This window comes from Streptomyces albicerus (assembly GCF_008905045.1).
In the GTDB taxonomy this organism is placed as follows: domain Bacteria; phylum Actinomycetota; class Actinomycetes; order Streptomycetales; family Streptomycetaceae; genus Streptomyces; species Streptomyces albicerus.
This window is the reverse complement of sequence record NZ_VWMY01000039.1, coordinates 59,911-77,281: the sequence shown is the minus strand read 5'-3', so window position 1 is coordinate 77,281 and position 17,371 is coordinate 59,911. Positions and strand designations below refer to the sequence as shown.

Below are 17,371 nucleotides of genomic sequence, written 5' to 3'. Positions count from 1 at the left end.
CGAAGTCCTGGGCGCGCAGATCCGGTCGGGCCGCTACCTGACCAAGGCCACCGAGGGGATTCCGGCCGCGGTGCTCGGCTCGGTCGCCGCCGCCCGCCTGGGCTACCCCGACCTGGTCCCGGGCGTCCCGCACCCGCAAGTGCTGCTCGGCGGCCGCTGGTTCAGCGTCGTCGGCATCCTTCGCAGCATCCCGCTCGCCCCCGATGTCGATCGCTCGGTCCTGGTCGGCTGGCAATCCGCACGCGCCGAGCTGGGCTTTGACGGCCGTCCGACCCAGTTGTTCATCGAGGCGGACGAGCGCGCCATGGAGGACGTGCACGCCGTTCTGCCCGAGACGATCGCACCGGAGAATCCCGGCCTGGTCAAGGTCAGCCGCCCCGCGGACGCGCTCGCCACGAAGCGCTCCACGCAAGCTGCCTTCTCCGGCCTCTTCGTCGGCATGGCCGCGGTCGCCCTGCTCATCGGCGGCATCGGCGTCGCGGACACCATGGTGATCTCCGTCCTCGAACGCCGACGTGAGATCGGCCTGCGCCGTGCCCTCGGCGCCGCCCGCGGCCAGATTCGTAACCAGTTCCTCACCGAGTCCGTCGCCCTGTCCGGCCTCGCCGGACTCATCCTCGGTGTCCTGGCCACGGTCGGGTACGCCGTTATACCGGTCGTGGCCGGTGGTCATCCCCCTGTCCTCAGCGGGAATCGGCCTCGGCGGCGCAATCCTCGTCGGCGTCCTCGCGGGCGTCTTTCCCGCCGTACGGGCCTCGCGCCTGCCGCCTTCGGAAGAGCTGTCGGCCTAGTGAGCGTCGGACGCCTCGCAGCGGGGCCGGCTATGGACGGGGCGACATCTCGATCACCTCGCGCTCGCGCCTGCACGCCGCTCCGGCCATCATCCCGCCACCGCAAGGTCCTTCGGCCACCACCGCCGAATTCGGCCAACGGTGTCCGCCAAGTGGTGTACGGGATGACGAGTTGGTGCGTGACAGCGGGTAACCCTGATTGGGGTGTTCGTGCGGCTCGGTCCGGTTACCGTCTCGGTCCCGCGACGGCGTAGGCCGTGGTGCCGGCGACCGTGAGGACCAGGGCTGTCCAGGTGCCCGCCGCCGTCTCGGGTGGCAGCAGCATCCACGACGCCACCTGCATCGGCGTACTCGTCGGTGGCGGGGCGAAGAACGAGAAGGAGAGCCAGGCGAACGGCAGCGTCCATGCGTACTGGCCGCCCGAGAGCGCCGCGCCCAGGGCGATCAGTCCCATCAGGCCCGCGCTGTTGCGGACGACGAACGCCGTGGTGGCGATGTCCTCGCCCACCGTCTGCACGGTCAGCAGCACGGCGGCGACGACCGCGCCGGCGAGCAGCACGTGGGCCACTCTGCGAGGCACCCAGCGGATCGCGGCCGTCCGGTCCAGCGCGAGGTCCTGCCCACTGAGCCCGACCGAGGCGGCCATCGCCCCCGTAGCGAGGATGAGCGCGGCCGGCCGCGGATCACCGGGCCCTGCGCTGCCGTTCCGGGCGAGTGCCCCTATCGCCACGGCGCTGATCACCACCGCGGCGAGCGAGGCGGGTACCTGACGCGAGCGGGCGTACAGCGTCAGCCATCTCACCGGGAGGCACCGCCCTTCAGCGCGTCGAACGCGTCGCCCTTGCAGGAGAGCGCGGCGGCGCGCATCGCGTTGATCCGCGAGAGCTGTTCGGCCCGCGGCAGCGCCTTGAGTTCCGTCCACACCGGGCGGGCCTCGGCGTCGACCTCGCGGCGCAAACTCGCTGACGCTGTGCCGGGCAGCGACCTGAGGTCCCCGAGGACCCAGCCCACCGCGACGGTCTGCGCGAAGTCATCATTCCCGAAGCCGCTCCAGCCCACGGGGGTGCACCCTGGCACCATGCCCTTGGCAATCAGGGCCCAGGTCAGCTCCTCGCCCTTCGCGGCGGCGGCGATGATGTCGTCGTCGAAGTCGAAGAGCACGGTCTCGCGGGACCACTGCGGCGTGGAGCCCTCCGGCAGTACGGCGGTGTTCTCCCGGACCGAGACCGGCGCCTGGCTGCCCAGGGCGCCGTGGAGCAGGCGCAGCGCCTCCTTACCGGGACCCGCCAGGTCGGCGAGTCGCGCCTGGTGCGTCTTCGCCACGCACACCGGGCCGTCGCACACCAACTCCGCGGCGGCTTCGTCGACGACATACATCCGGCGCGGGTCGGAGGGGAGGACGAGCAGGGTGATCACCACGCCCGCCAGGACGGGCGTCAGGGCGATCAGCCGGACGCGCGGGGTCGCGGCCACCAGCAGCGCGAAGCCGGTCGCGGCCATGCCGAGCAGCCAGATCGTCTGCCCGACGTGCACCGAGGCGGAGAGCGTGACGAGCACATCGCGTACCTCTTCCACCCCCGGTGACAGCAGGGAGACCCGGCTCGGTTCCGTGCTCTCGATCCCCGCCGCCGTGGTCGTCTCCGTCCGGCCCAACGACATGTGCATGAGGGCCGTGAACACGAAGGCGCCCATGGCAAGCGCGGGCGGGGTGAGCACGGACGGCAGGGCCCGCCCGGCCCCCATGCCCAGCACGGCCCCCGCGACGAGGAAGAGTGCTCCCACCAGCGAGATCGGCAGCCACCCGAGGTGCGTGTACTCGGTGTTGGCGAGCACCTGGACCGCGCCCACGAGGACGAGGAGTGTGAAGGCCGAGGTCAGCGTGATCGCTGTCGTGCCCGCCAGCGTGGCCGCGCGGTGCCGGGCGGGCCGCGGCGTGCTCGTCAGCAGCTCGGACATCTTCGAGCGGTGGTCGCGCAGGCCCTGCAGCGCCCCGAGCCCCACGGCGAGCGGCCACAGGTAGAACAGCATGGAGCGGGTCCACAGGGCCATGGACGTCCACTGGGCCGTCCACGACGTGGTGCCCGTCCACCACGATCCGGGAATCAGGTACAGGAACGCCAGCGCCGTCGTCAGGACCACGGCGCCGGCCCACAGGGCGACGGAGCGCTTCAGCTCGATGCGCAGGACGCTGACGTTCACCAAGTGCCCTTTCCTTGCTTGGGGCCCTGCAGCAGCGCCGAGTAGCCGCGCTCCAGCGGGCTGTCACCCACGTGCTCCGGGCCGCCCACCGAGGCCAGCTCGTCCGGAGGGCCCTGGAAGACCAGCCGGCCCTCGGCGAAGAGCACCACGTCGGTACAGGCGGCGGCCACGTCCTCCACCAGATGGGTCGAGACGACCACGCAGGTGTCCGTACCCAACTCCTGCAGCAGCTCGCGAAAGCGCAGCCGCTGCGCCGGGTCCAGGCCGGCTGTCGGCTCGTCCAGCAGGAGGATCGTCGGGTCGTTGACGATGGCCTGGGCGATGCCGACCCTGCGCACCATGCCGCCCGACAGGACCTTCATCTTGTCGTCGGCGCGGTCTGCCAGACCCACCCGCTCCACGGCGCGCTGCACCGCCGCGGGGATGTCCGCCTTCGGCACCTCCTTCAGCCACGCCATGTACTCGACGAACTCGCGCACCGTAAAGCGTTTGTAGTAGCCGAACTCCTGCGGGAGGTAGCCGATCTGACGGCGCAGCGCACGGAGCTCGCCCATGCCGCCCACGGACTCGCCGAGCAGTTCCAGGCTGCCCTCGGCGGGGCGCAGCACGGTGGCCAGTGCCCGGATGAGGGTGGTCTTGCCCGCCCCGTTGGGGCCGAGCAGGCCGTGCACTCCAGTGCCCAGCGACAGGTCGAGCCCGTCGACGGCCATCCGTTTCCTGCCGACCCTGACTTTCAGCCCGGTGGCCCGGATCTCCCAGGCGTAGGCCGTCGGCGCGATGTCGGCCGCGCTCACCGCGGATCTCATGTGGTGTTCCTTTCCGATGGTCATCGATGGGCTCCCAGCACGGAGTAGGCGCCTCTGCGGGCGATCACGACACCGATGCCGAGTGCAAGGATCAGCCCCCACGCGGGCAGACCGCCTGTCTGCAGGGCGAAGGTCGTACGGCTGGTGGCCAGGGTCGGCGCCACGACCACGGCGGCCCACACGGCGGCCAGCCAGGCGGCGGCGCGGGTCACACCGACGACACCGCCGAGCGCCAGCGTCGTCGCGGTGAAGGCCAGGCAGGGCAGCAGCCACTGAGCCACCATCACCCCCGTCACCCATCCGCCCACCAGCAGCGCGGGGACGACCACGCCGAGCACGGACGCGGTGCGCCGCAGCACCAGGTAGAGCCCGGCCCTCGGCGCGGAGGCCGTCAGCTCGTACGCCGGGTCCAGACCGCGCGACCAGGACGCCGCGACGCCGAGCACGGGCAGAACCGGCGCGAGCAGCAGCACCAGCGACACCTCGCCGGAGCCGGTGTCGGCCAGGTCGAGCAGCAGCGCGAGCAGCGTCACGCCCACGACCATGGCCAGCCACGGCACCATCGTGGGCGTCAGCCATCGCGACAGCCGCGCCGACCAGTGCCGCCGACGCGGCATCGGGGCAGTGCCGGCGAGCTGGGGTTCGAGGTCGGCCCACACGGTGCCGACCAACGCCGCAACGGCGGGCGCCTGCGCCGTGACGGCGGTCGACAGCCGGTCACGGCACACCCGGCACGCCTCCAGATGGGCCTCCAGGGCCCACACCTCGTCGGCGGCGAGGTCCGTGTCGCCACGCGCGTAACCGTCGATGATCCGCATCGACGCATGTTCCACACTCATGCCAGCGCCCTCCGCATCGCGATCCGGGCCCGGCGGGCACGGGTCTTGACCGTGCCCTCGGGCAGCCCGAGCAGTACCGCGGTCTCCCGAACGGACAACCCGTCGAGCACCATGGCCTGCAGTACCTGTCTGAGCTCCGGCGCGAGGCGCCGCAGCGCGTCCCCGACGTCACCGTCGACGGTCGCTGCGAGCGCCTCCTCCTCGGCGGCGGGCGCCGCGTCGGGCACAGCGGCGGCCGGCGGCGGCTCCGCGTGGTGAGCCCTGCGCCTGAACGCGTCGACCAGGCGGCGCGCCGCAATCGTCCACAGCCATCCAGCAGCCGTCCCACCGGCTGTGGTTCCGGCGAACGCACCCGCCGCGCGCCACACCGCCAGATAGGTCTCCTGCATGACCTCGGCGACGATCTGCTCGTCCACACAGCGGCGGCGCAGCCGCACAGCCAGCCACGGTGACGTACGCCGGTACAACTCCTCGAACGCGGCACGATCGCCCCTGGCCACCAGCCGGACGAGACGCTCCTCGTCCAGTTCGTCGGGTGCCTTCCTCACTGCTCTCACGCCTGCTAGACGTGGGGCACGGGCGGCAGGTTTTCCCTCAGGCGTGATCCCCGCCACATGCGGGCGCAGTCCAGGAGTTACGGTCACGTCCGCTGGAGTGGGGTATCGACGGCCACTCGGTGATCTCTTCTTTGGAGGCGGGCCTCGGTCCACTCGTCGTTCTTCTTGGCCGGCACCGTGCCGACCAGGCGGATCAGTGCGGTGCGGTAGGGGAAGATGCCGACCACGTCGGTGCGGCATCTGATCTCCTTGCTCAGCGGTTCTTGCGGATTGTTCGACCAGGCCATCGCGCTCACCTGGGACTTCGACAGCGGGTTGACGCCCAGGCTCTCAACTCTGGCGCAGGACACCAGCCACGTCCTGTGCCTTCACCAGCACCGCCTGCACCCTCGTCTGCTACTGCCGTCGCACGGGATGAGATTGGCTGTCAGCCGATCAAGAGGACCGCCGATTCCGACTTTGGTCGACGATGCCGCTACCTCAGGACGACTGCGCACCATCTCGTGCTGCCCCAGCGTGGAACTCCGTACATCGAGGAGGCAGCGTGACGATCTTCCGTACGCGGACAAGGGCAGGCGTCGTGACGCAGGCGGCGGTGGCGATCGGGCTCACGGTGGCGGCCCTGCCGTCTCCGGCGGCGGCCTCACCGGCCCAAGCGGCGACTCCGACGCAGCTGTACGTCGCTCCCTGGGGCAAGGACTCCTGGCCCGGCACCCTGGACCGACCCTTCGCCACACCGGCACGCGCGCAGCAGGCCGTACGCGCCCGGACGCCGCGGATGACGTCGGACCTGGTGGTGAACCTGCGCGGCGGGACGTACAACCTGAAGGCGCCGCTGCACCTGTCGGAGGCCGCGGGGGACTCCGGCCGGGGCGGCCACCGGGTGATCTACCAGGCGTACGGCCACGGGACACCGCGACAGGAGCGGGTGACGATCAGTGGCGGCCGGCAGATCTCCGAGTGGCGGCCGGACCAACGGCTACAGGGATTCTGGCGCGCGGACGTGGGCGGGCTCGAAACCCGCCAGCTCTACGTCGAGGACCGGCGCGCCACGCGGCTCACGCGCGACGGTACGGGCTTCCCGGGCACGCTGAAGGCAACCAGGACCGGTTACGTCACCACCAGTACCGTCCCCCGAACCTGGCGGAACCCCGGCGACATCGAGTTCGTCTACCGATCCGGCTATGTCGAGGGCCGCTGCGGAGTCGCAGGGGTCTCCGGTAGCGCCCGCCGGACCACCATCACCATGGACCAGCCGTGCTGGGATCTGGCCCAAGAGCTGTACGAGGGCCCGGAGTTGCTCGAAGCGCCGAACAGTGTGGAGAACTCCACCAGCTTCGCACCCAAGCCCGGCAGCTGGTATCTCGACCGCTCCCGGCCCGGACACCACGAGCTGCTCTACTTCCCGCGGCCCGGGGAGGACATGCGCCGGGCCAGGGTGGTCGCCCCGGTCCTGGAGACCCTGGTCACCGGCACCGGCCGTCCGGGCCGTCCCCTCCACGACATCGGCTTCCGCGGCCTGACGTTCGCTTACGCCACCTGGCTGGCGCCCAGCGAACCCGCCGGGTTTCCCGCCGCGTGGAGCATGTACCTGCGGCCCGGGAAGGGCGAAGACGCGAGGCTGCTCACGGTGCCCGGCACGGTCGCCTTCCGCACCGCCGAGCGGATCACCTTCGAGGGCAACCGTTTCACCCACCTGGGCGCCCAGGCGCTGGAGTTGTCCGAGAACAGCTCGTACAACGTCGTCGACGGCAACGTCATCAACGACGTCTCCGACGGCGGCATCCTGATGGGGGTGGTCCCGCCCGACCAGAAGGGGACCAACCGCGGCAACCGGATCACCAACAACTGGATCCACCACATCGGCGCGGAGTACCACGCGGCCTCCGGCATCTGGGACACCGCGACCCAGGAGACCACCATCGCGCACAACCAGGTCAACGACGTGCCCTACACCGGCATCCTCTCCGGGCCCAGCGACGACCTGCGGGGCATCATGCGCCGCAACCACATCCTCGACAACCGCGTCTTCGCGACGAACCGGCTCATCGAGGACGGAGGCGGCATCTACCTACGCGGCGAACAGGGCAGCTCCTTCGCCGACGGAGCCGTCATCAGTGGCAACGCGGTCACCGACAGCAAGGACGGCATCTGGAACGTCGGGATCTACACCGACGACAGCACCAACTGGGTCACCGTGGACCGCAACACCGTCTACGACTACGTCGCCTCCATCGGCGGCTGCAGCGAGGAATGGGGTAACCGCCCCGTCCAGAACGTGCGCTACCGCAGCAACTTCTGGGACGACGCCATGCCCGAATGGCTCGAACGACGGGAGTTCCCCGGAGCCTGGCCCCCGGCCGACGAGCAGAACCCGGAGGAGGGGTGCGGAAACCCCCGCCGCCTCACATTCACCGACAACACCCTGCTGCCTCCCCGCAGCCCCGGCCAGGCCTGCGCCACTAACACCGCCTGCGCCGCCGTACTGGCGAACGCCGGCCCTCTCCCGTCCTACCGCCAGCGCTTGGGCATGCCATGACGAACGGCGAGTCGCATGCGTGCTTCCGGCCATGCCGCCGTCACTGGCGGGCTTCCCGGCGGCAGGACAGCCGGCATCGCGAACGCCTCGTCTGCCGCTGCCACTTGCTTGACCAAGGTTGGGGCCGGCACGAAGGCGGCCACCGCCCTCGTCACCTCGATCAAGTCACCCGGCCCACGCCCGGCCGGTGAACGTGGCCCATCGGCTCTATCGGAAGTTGGACGCGGCCGGGGACGGGTCGGTCCGGCGCAGGACGCATCGGCGAGAGGGCACGTCGTAGGCTCATGCCCTCATGGAAACCTTACGGAACTGGCTGCTGCCGGTGGTCGTCGCGGCCTTCCTTCTGGTGTGGCCGGGACCGGAGGTGCTGGACGGAGGCTACGGCGTCTCCCGCGAGGACCTCGAGTTCACCCTGGTCGTGGCCGCCGGGACGACCATCGCGCTGGGTCTGCGACGGCGGGTGCCGCTGGTGGCGCTGGCAGGGGTGTCTGCCTTCTACGGACTGGCCCTGTTGACCACGGCCTCGGACGCGGTCCTGATGTTCGTCATCGTGGGCGACTTGATGGCCGTGTACTCGGTCGCCGCCCGCACCACCCTGCCGGTGACGCTGAGGGCGGTCGGCGTCCTCGTGTGCTACCAGGGCCTGGTCGGCTTCGCCGTCGACGGCGCGAGCCTCTCGGCGGTCGCCGGCCTGACCGTCGCCGTCGCGTTCCACCTGGGAGTCGTCGGGCTCGGCCGGGGCCGCGCCCAGCAGTCGGCCGCACGAGCGCGGGCCGCCGCTCGCCTGGCCCGGGCCCGGGCCGAGGGGCAGGAGGCGGGGGCGAGTGAACGGCGCAGGCTGGCACGGGAGTTGCACGACGTCAGCGCCCACCACCTCACCTCCGTGGTCGTCACCGCGGAGGCCGCCCGGCGCCTCTCCGCCAGCCGTCCCGAACTGGCCGCCGAGGCCCTCGACTTCGCCGCCCGCACCGGCCGCGAGACCCAGGCCACCGTGCAGCGCCTGGTCACCTCCCTGGGGGCCGCCGAGGAGGGCGACGACGTCCCGCTGGGTACCCGGCTCGAGGAACTCGCCAGCGGCTTCATCCGCCTCGGACAGCGAGTGGGGATCACGGGCGCCGCGGACGTCGCGGCAGCCGGCACGCAGGTGACGGAGGCGGTGTTCGGCATCGCCAGGGAGGCCCTCACGAACACGCTGCGCTACGCCCCGGGGGCCGTCGTACGAGTCGGCGTGCAGGACCTGGGCGACGGATGGCTGGCGCTCACCGTCGACGACGACGGAGGGTCCCGTACGGACCTGGAGGCCGGCGCACCCGGCGCCGGCGGCCGGGGTCTTGGGTCGGGGCGGGGCATGACCGGTATGCGCGAGCGCGCCGAGGCGGTCGGCGGCACGGTGACCGCCGGGCCGGGAGCGGGCCCGTCCGGCGGCTGGTCGGTACGGGCGGAACTGCCGGCCCACCCGGAGCAGACCGCACGTCCCTCGACGGGGCGGGGCAGGGTGCTGGACTGGCGCCTCGCCTCGCACGCCTTGCTGCCGGCCGCCGGGATCCTCCCGGCCGTGTTCCTGTTCACCGAGGACCGGGACGCGCCCGGTCTGTTGCTGCTGAGCGCGCTCCTGATCGTGCAGCTGCTGCCGTTGCTGTGGCGGCGGGCGGCGCCCTGGCCGGTGCTGGCCGCGTTGCTCGCGGGAGCCTGGCTGTGGCCGTGGGCACCCGGCTCCGACGCGGATCCCTGGCTGGCCCTGATCGCGGGCGCCTGCGCCCTGGCGGGCGGGGTGTACGCGGTGGGGGCGTACGGCCGTGATCCGTGGGCCACTTGGGCATCGGTGCTGTTGGCGGCGCCGGTGCTGGCCGGCGCGGTGTCGGTGACAGCGATGCGGGACGGCACGATCGACGGGGAGCCGGCCGGAGCCCTTGCCGTGGGGCTCACTGTGTTCGCCCTGACGGTGATGCTGCTGCCGCTGTTCGGCTGCGCGTGGCTGGCGGGGTTTCTCGTCCGGTCCCGGCGCGGGCACATCGCCCGCCGCGAGGACGGCGAGCTGGGCGCGGTCGTCCACGAGGCGCTCGCCGCGGCGCACCGGGAACGGCAGCGGGTCGCCGCCGGGCTGCGCGCCGCGGTCCTCGACCGGACCGCCGAAGTGGTCAGCGCCGCCGAGGAAGGCCGCCTCGACGACGTGGCCCCGGCGGCCCGTGAGTCTCTGGCGGCGATGCGCGAGCTCCTGGGCAACCTGCGCGACGGCACCCCTGCCGACGCCCCGCTCCTGAGCCCTGCCGAGGGCTCGATAAAGTGACGCCCCATGACCTCGCCCTCCACCCCCGCCCGGGTCCTGGTCGTCGACGACCAGGCCGTGGTCCGCGCGGGATTCGCGGCCATCGTCGACGCTGAGCCGGACTTCGTGGTGGTCGGCGAGGCGGGTGACGGCGCCGAAGCGGTCACGCTGGCCGGCCGACTGACCCCGGACGTGGTCCTGATGGACATCCGCATGCCCGGCATGGACGGCCTGACGGCGACGAGCCTCCTGACCGGCCCGACGTCGGGCCACGTACCCCGGGTGCTCGTCCTGACCACCTTCGACCTCGACTCCTACGTCTACGAGGCCCTGCGCGCCGGTGCCTCCGGCTTCCTCCTCAAGGACGCCCTGCCGACCGAACTCCTCACGGCGCTCAGGGTGGTGGTCGCCGGCGAGGCCATGCTGGCCCCTGCGATCACCCGCCGTCTCATCGACACGTTCACAGCCGCCGCCCCCGCCCCACCCGCCGCCCCCGCGGCCCTCGACGCCCTCACCGCCCGTGAACGCGAGGTCCTCTCCCTGATCGCGACGGGCCTCGCCAACGCCGAGATCGCCACTCGCCTGGGGGTTGCCACGGGCACCGTGAAGACCCATGTCAACGCTCTCCTGAACAAGCTGGATCTACGGGACCGGGTGCAGGCGACGATCTTCGCGTACGACACCGGCCTGGTGCGGCCGAGACCGCCGCTCGCCTGAAGGGTGTGCGCGGCGCCGGGCGTTGAACCATTGGTCCGGCGGGCGCGGCAACCACCGCGGACGGAAAGGGGCGGGTGGACGCGAACACCGCTGGACCTCATCTTTCGCGTGGCGAACAGGCTGCTGTCGTCATCGCGGCCCGCGCATCCGGTGATACAGCAACGCTCCAGGTATATCCCAGGGTGCAGTAGCAGATCGTTCTCCGGAGCGACGCCGTCTCCCGCCCCGGTCAGGGAGGCTGCTCCGCAGGACCAGCAGGAAGAGGAAGGCCGTATGGAAGCGACCAAGTCGCCCGACTGGAACATCGTGGGAATCCTGGGGGCCGCTCGGGGCGCGCAGGGGGACGCCGGGGGAGCCATCGGCACAGAGCATCTACTGGCCGGCATCACCACGTCCAAAGGGTCGGCGCGCGAAGCACTCGTGGATGAAGGGGCGACCAAGACCGTGCTGCTGGCGGTGTTGCGGGACAGGATGCACAGGGACGGCGGGTGGAGCGCCGGCGACGACGCGGAGGGGAGCGTTGCCTCGAAGGACGTCCTGGGGGACGACGGTGATCGGCGCACCCAGTTCACGGGCGCTGCGGCCAGAGCGCTGACCGCCGCGATGGGGCACGCGCAGGGGGAAGACGCGGCGAAGTTCGGCGCCGAGCATCTGCTGAGGGGACTGCTGGAGGAGGACAACCGCGCTGTGGAGCTGCTGGGCGCATGCGGTATCTCACCGCACGCCGTACGCGCCCGCCTCGACGGTGGCTCAGGGAGTCAGGAGGATGGCCTCAACCCTCTGCTGCACGCCACACGCGACGTTCTCCTCGGCCGTAGCCACTATCGTCGGATGTCCTTCTGGATGCGGTGGCTGATCAGACTCAGTGGGGTCAACTGGGCGTCGTTGCCCGCCGGTTGGGTCAGACTGGAGACCTACGAGCAGGCACGTCGTCTCGGCAATGGCGTGGTGGGCACCGAGCATGTACTGCTCGCGATCCTGGCCACCCACGAGGTTGCGCTCCAGTACCCGCATCTGTTGGGGGAGAGCGCCCCCGACCAAGACACCCGGTACGCGGGCGGCGAGCGACTGGCACGCCTGGGCATCGACTACGCCTCGGTTCACAGTGCGCTGACCGCCGGTGATCGCGTTCGCCTGACAGCCGACGCCCGGCCCGTCGAGCAGTACGTCGACGAGGCCGCGGGCCCGAACCTGGTGAGTACGGCCGATCCGGGCACCGGCCCCCTGGTCGAGGCCCTCCTGAGAGAGGAGACACGCGCCCGGCAGCTGATAGACGCGCTGACCAGCACTTCCGACAACTGAGAGGGCATGTGGTCTCGGGTTTCCAGGATTCCACGCTCGGTCAGCCGCTCGGTCAGCCGCTTGAGCTTCAGGCGGGTGTTGTTGATGTTGTTGGGAGCGATCTCCAGGTCCATCGCCTCGCACACTTGCCGCGTTCGCAGGGGCGCGTCGGCCGCGGCGAACACCGCCATGATCTGCTGGTAGGCCGGATGATCCGGCAGCTTGGGGGCCGGCAGCGCGGGCGGCTGGGGACCGGCTGGCTCCAGCAGCGTCTTGCGGGTTATCCGGACCTCCTCGGCAGCGCGGCCGAGTTCGTCCAGCCGTGCGGTCAGCTGCGCGATCTGCTCCCTCGTCGTCTCGGCCTGCGCGGCAATCTCAGCAGCGCGTATAAGGAGGCTCGGTGTCACCCGCTCCGGCGCGCTCCGCCAGTCGTCTGAGCTGCCCAGCAGCCCCGGCGGATGGAAGGAAGCTGTGGCTGTGTCAGAACCCGTGCGCCGGGCCATGACAGAAGTCGCTTCAACCGGTCACAGACCGGGGACATCCCTGGCCCTCTTGAGCACCGAGCTGAACGCGTCCACCACGGCGTTGTGCCGCCTCGCGTGCGCCGCCCGGTCCGCCGGCACCAGCCGCGCGGCGGCCTGCACGGCGTAGGCGTCCGGATCACCGAAGGCGGTTTGCGGGTGCTCTCCCGTATCCGCGCAATGCGCCGTGACATCCTTGACCGCCTGGAGCACGACTGCCCGGTCCACGCCCGGCTGCATGGCCAGCCGTACTTGGAAACGCGCCATCCACTTTTCGCGGTCCTCCTCCCTTGCCGCGTCCGTCGTCTGGTCCTTCTTCGCCACGTGCTCTCCCGGGTGATCAGCAGCCGTCCGTCATGGAGTTGGACAGTTGGACGCCGAGGCATCGACGTGGGTTGCGGAAGCGAGACGAATTTCAGGTGACCGCATGGGGAGCCGCACTGGCAGCCGCAGCTCGTCGACGCTGCCGAGGCCCGATTGCACCGCGCCACGCTCTTGCTGCAGGCGGCCCGCTCTGTGAAGCCTGGTGAGGAGTCCACCGTCGAGGGCTGGCAGTATCGACGCACCGCCGGGCCGGCAGCCGCTGGCGTCCCACCGCGCTGTTCCTCTCCCCGGTCGACGAGCCGGGGGCGGGGGCCGCGGTTCGATGCCGAATGCGAGGAGAACTACGCGTTCTGGACCTGGGCGAGCATCGAGGTTCTGCGACACACCGGGGCCAGGATCGAGGAACTGCTGGAGCTCACCCACCTGAGTCTGCGTCAGTACGAGGCGCCGACCGGCGAGACTGTGCCGCTTTTGCAGATCAGCCCGTCCAAGACCGACCGGGAGCGCGTCATCCCCGCCGACCCGGACCTGGTCGCGGTCCTCGCTCGGATCATCCGCCGCATCAAGGGCACCGGCGAGCGGGTGCCGCTGCTGACTCGGTACGACGGTTACGAGCGGGTCTTCGGCCCGCCGATGCCGTACCTGTTCCAGTGCCCCTCCCAGCACCGGTTGCAAGTCATCTCCCCAACCGAATCCGCGAGTTCCTCACCGAGCATGCGCTCCGGGCCGGCATCGTCGACGTCGATGGGACACCGCTGAGGTTCACGCCGCACGAGTTCCGCAGAATCTTCTCGACGGAGACGGTGAATGGCGGTCTGCCGGTCCACATCGCGCGAAGCTCCTTGGCCATCTCGATCTCAACACCACTCAGGCTTACGTCGCGGTCTGTCCCGAGGAGGTGATCCGCCACTACCGGCAGTTCGTCGACCAGCGCCGAAAGCACCGTCCCAGCGAGGAGTACCGCGAGCCCTGCGACACCGAGTGGCAGGACTTCCGTGAGCACTTCAGCCTGCGCAAGGTCGCACTCGGCACGTGCGACCGGCCCTATGGGACCCTTTGCCAGCATGCAGACGCCTGTATCAGGTGCCCCATGCTCCGTTTGGACCTGGTCCAGGAGCCCCGGCTGCTGGGGATCGAGACCAACACCCGCCAGCGCCTGGGAGAGGCCCAGCGGATGCAGTGGCTCGGCGAGGTCGCCGGACTGCAGGAGAGCTTGAGACACATCGCCGAAAAGAAGCGGCAGGCCGAGCGGATGCGAGCCCGAGCCAGTCACGGCGAGGCGGAAGTCGCACTACTCGGCTGAGCGATCACCCCTCGGCGATGATCTGAGCCTTCAGCCGGTCGTACTCGGCCACCGCAGCCGGCAGGTGGTCGAAGTACCCCTTCCAGAACTCGTCAAGGGCTGAGGAAGCTGCCCTGCCGACCCATGCCACGCAACAAAGTTTCGACCACGAGGGTTGCCAGTTCATCGACATCGTCGGCTTCGTCCGAGCGATTCTGGGCGGCCTCGTGAATGAGGGCGTAATAGACGCGGCGAGCCCACGCCAGGTCAGTGTCAGGGCGTAGTACACCGGCTTCCAGTGCGCGCTGGAACAGGCGGTCGCACTGATCGAGCACATCGGCATGTGCGCGCGCCACGTCGGGGTCCTCCGGTGTGGTCCTGCTCATTGCGAACCCCCACCCGATCTTGACCCGGAGGACGTTGGCGGTCGCTTGGTAGAGGGCGACCAGTGGTGGAGCGCTGTCGGGATGGGCGCTCGTCACGGCTTCGTGGAACTGCTGCGTTGCCCAGGCTGTAAGAGCGGCCACCAGGGCCTCTCGGCTGGTGAACCGGCGGTGCACGGTCGTCCGGGCGACGCCCGCCGCCTCCGCGATCTGCTCCATCGTGGCCGCCGGATTGGAGCTGAGGACACGCTCGGCGGCTTCCAGGATTGCCCTCACGGTCCGCTCCGCGTCCGCGCGCAGTGGCCGCTGTTGACTCTTCCGATCCACGAGGCTCCCTCTCCCTGACTCTCCGAGAAGAGTACGGGATAGTCGCCACTCACCCGCAACTTGCAACATTAGTGTTGCAGATTCTAGAGTTCTCGCATCGAATGAGACTCATCTCTGGATAGGGGTGCTCCATGGACCTGCAACTGAACAACAAGGCCGCTGTCGTGACCGGCGCGAGCCGGGGGATCGGCTTGGCCATCGTCTCCGCACTGGTGAGTGAGGGCATGCGGGTGGTGGCCGCGGCACGGACGATCACACCGGAGCTCAAGGCCACCGGCGCGATCGGCGTGTCCGTGGACCTTTCAAAAGCCGACGGCCCTGGCCGGCTCGTCGCCCTCGCCGAAGCCGAGCTCGGCGGGCTGGATCTCCTGGTCAACAACGTCGGCGGCGGCGACGCCGGGGAGGGCCAGACGGGCGGCTTCCTCACCTTCACTGACCAGCAGTGGTACGACGCGTTCGACCTGAATTTCCTCGCCTCGGTCCGCACTACCCGGGCCGCGCTGCCTCACCTCACCAACAGCCGCGGCGCCATCGTCAACATCTCCTCCAACGGAGCCAGGACCCCGCATGCGGGCCCTATCACCTACACCACCGCCAAGGCTGCACTGACCGCGTTCGGCAAGGCGCTGGCCGAGGAGTTCGGCCCCCAGGGCGTGCGCGTCAATACGGTCTCGCCCGGTCCCGTCCGCACGGACATGTGGGAAAGCCCCGACGGCTACGGAGCCGAGCTGGCCAAGTCGATGGGCCTGGAACAGGAACAGCTCCTGGCCCATCTCCCGACCGCCATGGGCATGGTCACCGGCAGGCTCGTAAGCCCCGACGAGGTCGCCGCCCTCGTCGCCTACCTCGCCTCGCCCCTCGCCGGCAGCACCACCGGGGCGGACCACATCCTCGACGGAGGCGCGATAAAGACAGTGTGACCACAGGCTGACCGGGCTGATCGCCGCCACTGGTGGGGCGACGATCCACGCGCCGGTGTTCGTCCTCACCCACCGCGCGCGAGCCGCAGCCGATGGACGGTGGCACCACGTACCACTTCGTCACGGACGGAATCACCTCCGCACTGGACCAGGCCGCGCGGCGGCCGGCGACGACGTCACGGTCCTCGGCAGCGCGACTACCGTCAACCAGTACCTGACCCGCCGGCCTGATCGACGAACTACGCCCACACATCGCCCCTTCACCATCGGCTCCAGCACCGCAGGTGACGTCGCGTCCGGCGAGCCAGGTCACGCACGTGACCTACCGCGTGCAGCCCTGAGCCGGTCGCCGCCCCGTCGCTCTCTGTTCCTCCGGTTCACCTCCGACAGCTGCGTCACGTGTTCAAGGGGTTGTTTGTTCGGACCCAGTGTTCGAAGGTGAAGAGCCGCCAACCGCTACTCCTGGACCGCGAGTTGACGGGCACTGGGAGGGGATTTCTCATGGCACTACGCAAGTTGGCCGCGGCACTGTTCGCGGCAGCGGCGATCGCGGCCTCGACGGTCGGGCTCAACGGGACAGCTGCCGCCCACACCGACAGCGCCAACGGCGGCACCGGCATCCTCACGTCCGAGGAGGCCCGGCAGCCGTCGCTGACGGCGGCCCAGATGAAGAACGCCGTCGTTCCGGAAGCGGCCGGGTCCGGCTCGGCCGCCGCCTCGCTGAACTGTGCGTACTACTACGTGTGCGGGAAGGGCGGGAACGGCAACAGATTCGACTACACCACGTGCAGCACGACGTACACCCTGCCCAACCTCGTGGGCTGGGGCTCCCTCCACAACAACCAGACGCCGGGCACCAGGGCGCACTTCTACGACGTGAACGGTGCCTGGATGTTCTCCATCGACGCTCCTGACAGGAATGACGTGTTCTGGACCCCAGTCTGGTACGTCATCGCCTGTTGAGCTGACAGCCCGGCCCGGTCTGTGTGCGGTGGGGTGAACCCGACGGTTCACCCCACCGCCGTCAACGCCTCCCGTACCGCCGCCAGGTCCTGGTCCGACGCCAACCCTGCGTGGTATAGCCGAAGTTCCGTCGCCCCAGCTCCGCCGCTCGCCCCGCGACCTCGACCAGGGTGACCGGGCTGCCGCCCATCCCCGACACGATGCCGAAGGTGGCGGCCAGTACGGCGCCTTCCGCCCCGGCCCCCGCGAAGGCGGGCAGCGGCCCCGGTCCGCCCGCGCACGGGACGACGACGGCGCGCGTCATCGTGCTGGTCGGCGCGGCAGCTCCATTGCCCGCTGCTTGTCGTAGGTGTCCGTGCGCGCGGGCCTCTTGAACGCCGAAGTCCCGGCCCAGTCGGATGCGGCCGCCCTCTGCATCCGGCGCACGGTCGACGACCTGGGACCGGCCGAACTGTAGGAGCTGGCTCGCGGCACCGCCATGACCGCTCTCTGCCACTCGCACCGCCTGGCAGTGGCGGATCCCGAGCGGGCCGGCCGACCCCGCCTCCCACGGCTGTGGGCCCCTCCGCGCTCGCGGTGCTGCACGCCGCCGAGTGCGCGATCACGGCACTCGCCGCCGGGAGATGCGACCTGTGAGCAGCCTCATCTGACCTGGG

Annotated in this window: 16 protein-coding genes and 3 pseudogenes; 10 read left to right on the top strand and 9 right to left on the bottom strand. The window is 70.5% G+C overall.

The annotated features are described in order from the left end of the window. The first annotated feature begins 7 nt into the window (after positions 1-7). Complete coding sequence (locus GAS53_RS32350) at positions 8-1,045, top strand: ABC transporter permease (protein ID WP_404829348.1); 1,038 nt, start codon at positions 8-10, stop codon at positions 1,043-1,045. Here the strand turns inward: GAS53_RS32350 and GAS53_RS32345 are convergent. The 6 genes and pseudogenes from GAS53_RS32345 to GAS53_RS32320 all read right to left on the bottom strand — a co-directional run. Further along, entirely contained in the window at positions 1,018-1,593 is a 576-nt protein-coding gene (locus GAS53_RS32345) for a hypothetical protein (protein ID WP_151481270.1), read from the bottom strand. The two genes, GAS53_RS32350 and GAS53_RS32345, sit on opposite strands and share 28 nt — an antisense overlap. After that, positions 1,590-2,990, bottom strand: coding sequence for a hypothetical protein (locus GAS53_RS32340; RefSeq protein ID WP_151481269.1), 1,401 nt, complete (start codon positions 2,988-2,990; stop codon positions 1,590-1,592). The genes GAS53_RS32345 and GAS53_RS32340 overlap by 4 nt, the downstream gene beginning before the upstream one ends. Next, on the bottom strand, positions 2,987-3,820 hold the full coding sequence (locus GAS53_RS32335) for an ABC transporter ATP-binding protein (protein WP_151481268.1): 834 nt from the start codon (positions 3,818-3,820) through the stop codon (positions 2,987-2,989). Before GAS53_RS32335 ends, GAS53_RS32340 begins: the two co-directional genes overlap by 4 nt. After that, positions 3,817-4,635 carry a zf-HC2 domain-containing protein gene (locus GAS53_RS32330; protein WP_151481267.1) on the bottom strand — a complete coding sequence of 273 codons (819 nt, stop codon included), beginning with the start codon at positions 4,633-4,635 and terminating at the stop codon, positions 3,817-3,819. Before GAS53_RS32330 ends, GAS53_RS32335 begins: the two co-directional genes overlap by 4 nt. Beyond that, positions 4,632-5,192, bottom strand: coding sequence for an RNA polymerase sigma factor (locus GAS53_RS32325; RefSeq protein WP_151481266.1), 561 nt, complete (start codon positions 5,190-5,192; stop codon positions 4,632-4,634). The genes GAS53_RS32330 and GAS53_RS32325 overlap by 4 nt, the downstream gene beginning before the upstream one ends. Before the next feature lie 137 nt (positions 5,193-5,329). Continuing rightward, positions 5,330-5,488: pseudogene (locus GAS53_RS32320) on the bottom strand (transposase); the annotation flags it as partial. Between the two features lie 248 nt (positions 5,489-5,736). On the opposite strand from GAS53_RS32320, the gene GAS53_RS32315 reads away from it, so the two are divergent. The 4 genes from GAS53_RS32315 to GAS53_RS32300 all read left to right on the top strand — a co-directional run bounded on the left by GAS53_RS32315 (position 5,737) and on the right by GAS53_RS32300 (position 12,016). Next, on the top strand, positions 5,737-7,731 hold the full coding sequence (locus GAS53_RS32315) for a right-handed parallel beta-helix repeat-containing protein (protein WP_225859220.1): 1,995 nt from the start codon (positions 5,737-5,739) through the stop codon (positions 7,729-7,731). 292 nt (positions 7,732-8,023) lie between these two features. After that, positions 8,024-10,018, top strand: a complete 1,995-nt coding sequence (locus GAS53_RS32310; RefSeq protein WP_151481264.1) for a sensor histidine kinase — start codon at positions 8,024-8,026, stop codon at positions 10,016-10,018. Positions 10,019-10,024: 6 nt separating this feature from the next. Continuing rightward, entirely contained in the window at positions 10,025-10,714 is a 690-nt protein-coding gene (locus GAS53_RS32305) for a response regulator (protein WP_151481263.1), read from the top strand. A 273-nt stretch (positions 10,715-10,987) separates the two neighbouring features. Continuing rightward, positions 10,988-12,016 (top strand): Clp protease N-terminal domain-containing protein, encoded by a 1,029-nt coding sequence (locus GAS53_RS32300; RefSeq protein ID WP_151481262.1) that lies wholly within the window; start codon positions 10,988-10,990, stop codon positions 12,014-12,016. Between the two features lie 503 nt (positions 12,017-12,519). Here the strand turns inward: GAS53_RS32300 and GAS53_RS32290 are convergent. Continuing rightward, complete coding sequence (locus tag GAS53_RS32290) at positions 12,520-12,840, bottom strand: hypothetical protein (protein WP_151481261.1); 321 nt, start codon at positions 12,838-12,840, stop codon at positions 12,520-12,522. Positions 12,841-13,032: 192 nt separating this feature from the next. On the opposite strand from GAS53_RS32290, the gene GAS53_RS32285 reads away from it, so the two are divergent. Then, the gene (locus GAS53_RS32285; protein ID WP_151481260.1) at positions 13,033-13,599 is read left to right on the top strand and encodes a hypothetical protein; all 567 of its coding nucleotides are present in this window, start codon (positions 13,033-13,035) and stop codon (positions 13,597-13,599) included. Between the two features lie 139 nt (positions 13,600-13,738). Then, positions 13,739-14,143, top strand: coding sequence for an integrase (locus tag GAS53_RS56720; protein ID WP_151481259.1), 405 nt, complete (start codon positions 13,739-13,741; stop codon positions 14,141-14,143). Positions 14,144-14,235: 92 nt separating this feature from the next. Here GAS53_RS56720 and GAS53_RS32275 read toward each other — a convergent pair whose 3' ends face one another. Next, positions 14,236-14,781, bottom strand: coding sequence for a TetR/AcrR family transcriptional regulator (locus GAS53_RS32275; protein ID WP_225859219.1), 546 nt, complete (start codon positions 14,779-14,781; stop codon positions 14,236-14,238). A 182-nt stretch (positions 14,782-14,963) separates the two neighbouring features. On the opposite strand from GAS53_RS32275, the gene GAS53_RS32270 reads away from it, so the two are divergent. The 3 genes and pseudogenes from GAS53_RS32270 (at position 14,964) to GAS53_RS32260 (ending at position 16,715) form a co-directional block, all read left to right on the top strand. Then, positions 14,964-15,752 carry an SDR family NAD(P)-dependent oxidoreductase gene (locus tag GAS53_RS32270; RefSeq protein ID WP_151481257.1) on the top strand — a complete coding sequence of 263 codons (789 nt, stop codon included), beginning with the start codon at positions 14,964-14,966 and terminating at the stop codon, positions 15,750-15,752. 30 nt (positions 15,753-15,782) lie between these two features. After that, positions 15,783-16,093: pseudogene (locus tag GAS53_RS56715) on the top strand (dihydrofolate reductase family protein); the annotation flags it as partial. A 160-nt stretch (positions 16,094-16,253) separates the two neighbouring features. Beyond that, positions 16,254-16,715 (top strand): hypothetical protein, encoded by a 462-nt coding sequence (locus GAS53_RS32260; RefSeq protein WP_151481256.1) that lies wholly within the window; start codon positions 16,254-16,256, stop codon positions 16,713-16,715. Positions 16,716-16,762: 47 nt separating this feature from the next. On the opposite strand, the pseudogene GAS53_RS32255 reads toward GAS53_RS32260, so the two are convergent. Beyond that, positions 16,763-17,007: pseudogene (locus GAS53_RS32255) on the bottom strand (hypothetical protein); the annotation flags it as partial. Between the last annotated feature and the right edge of the window lie 364 nt (positions 17,008-17,371).

Excerpts from the sequence above, each read along its gene's own strand:
- GAS53_RS32335 (WP_151481268.1), bottom strand. The coding sequence starts at position 3,820 with ATGACCATCGGAAAGGAACACCACATGAGATCCGCGGTGAGCGCGGCC.
- GAS53_RS32330 (WP_151481267.1), bottom strand. The coding sequence starts at position 4,635 with ATGAGTGTGGAACATGCGTCGATGCGGATCATCGACGGTTACGCGCGT.
- GAS53_RS32310 (WP_151481264.1), top strand. The coding sequence starts at position 8,024 with ATGGAAACCTTACGGAACTGGCTGCTGCCGGTGGTCGTCGCGGCCTTC.
- GAS53_RS32305 (WP_151481263.1), top strand. The coding sequence starts at position 10,025 with ATGACCTCGCCCTCCACCCCCGCCCGGGTCCTGGTCGTCGACGACCAG.
- GAS53_RS32300 (WP_151481262.1), top strand. The coding sequence starts at position 10,988 with ATGGAAGCGACCAAGTCGCCCGACTGGAACATCGTGGGAATCCTGGGG.
- GAS53_RS32270 (WP_151481257.1), top strand. The coding sequence starts at position 14,964 with ATGGACCTGCAACTGAACAACAAGGCCGCTGTCGTGACCGGCGCGAGC.
- GAS53_RS32260 (WP_151481256.1), top strand. The coding sequence starts at position 16,254 with ATGGCACTACGCAAGTTGGCCGCGGCACTGTTCGCGGCAGCGGCGATC.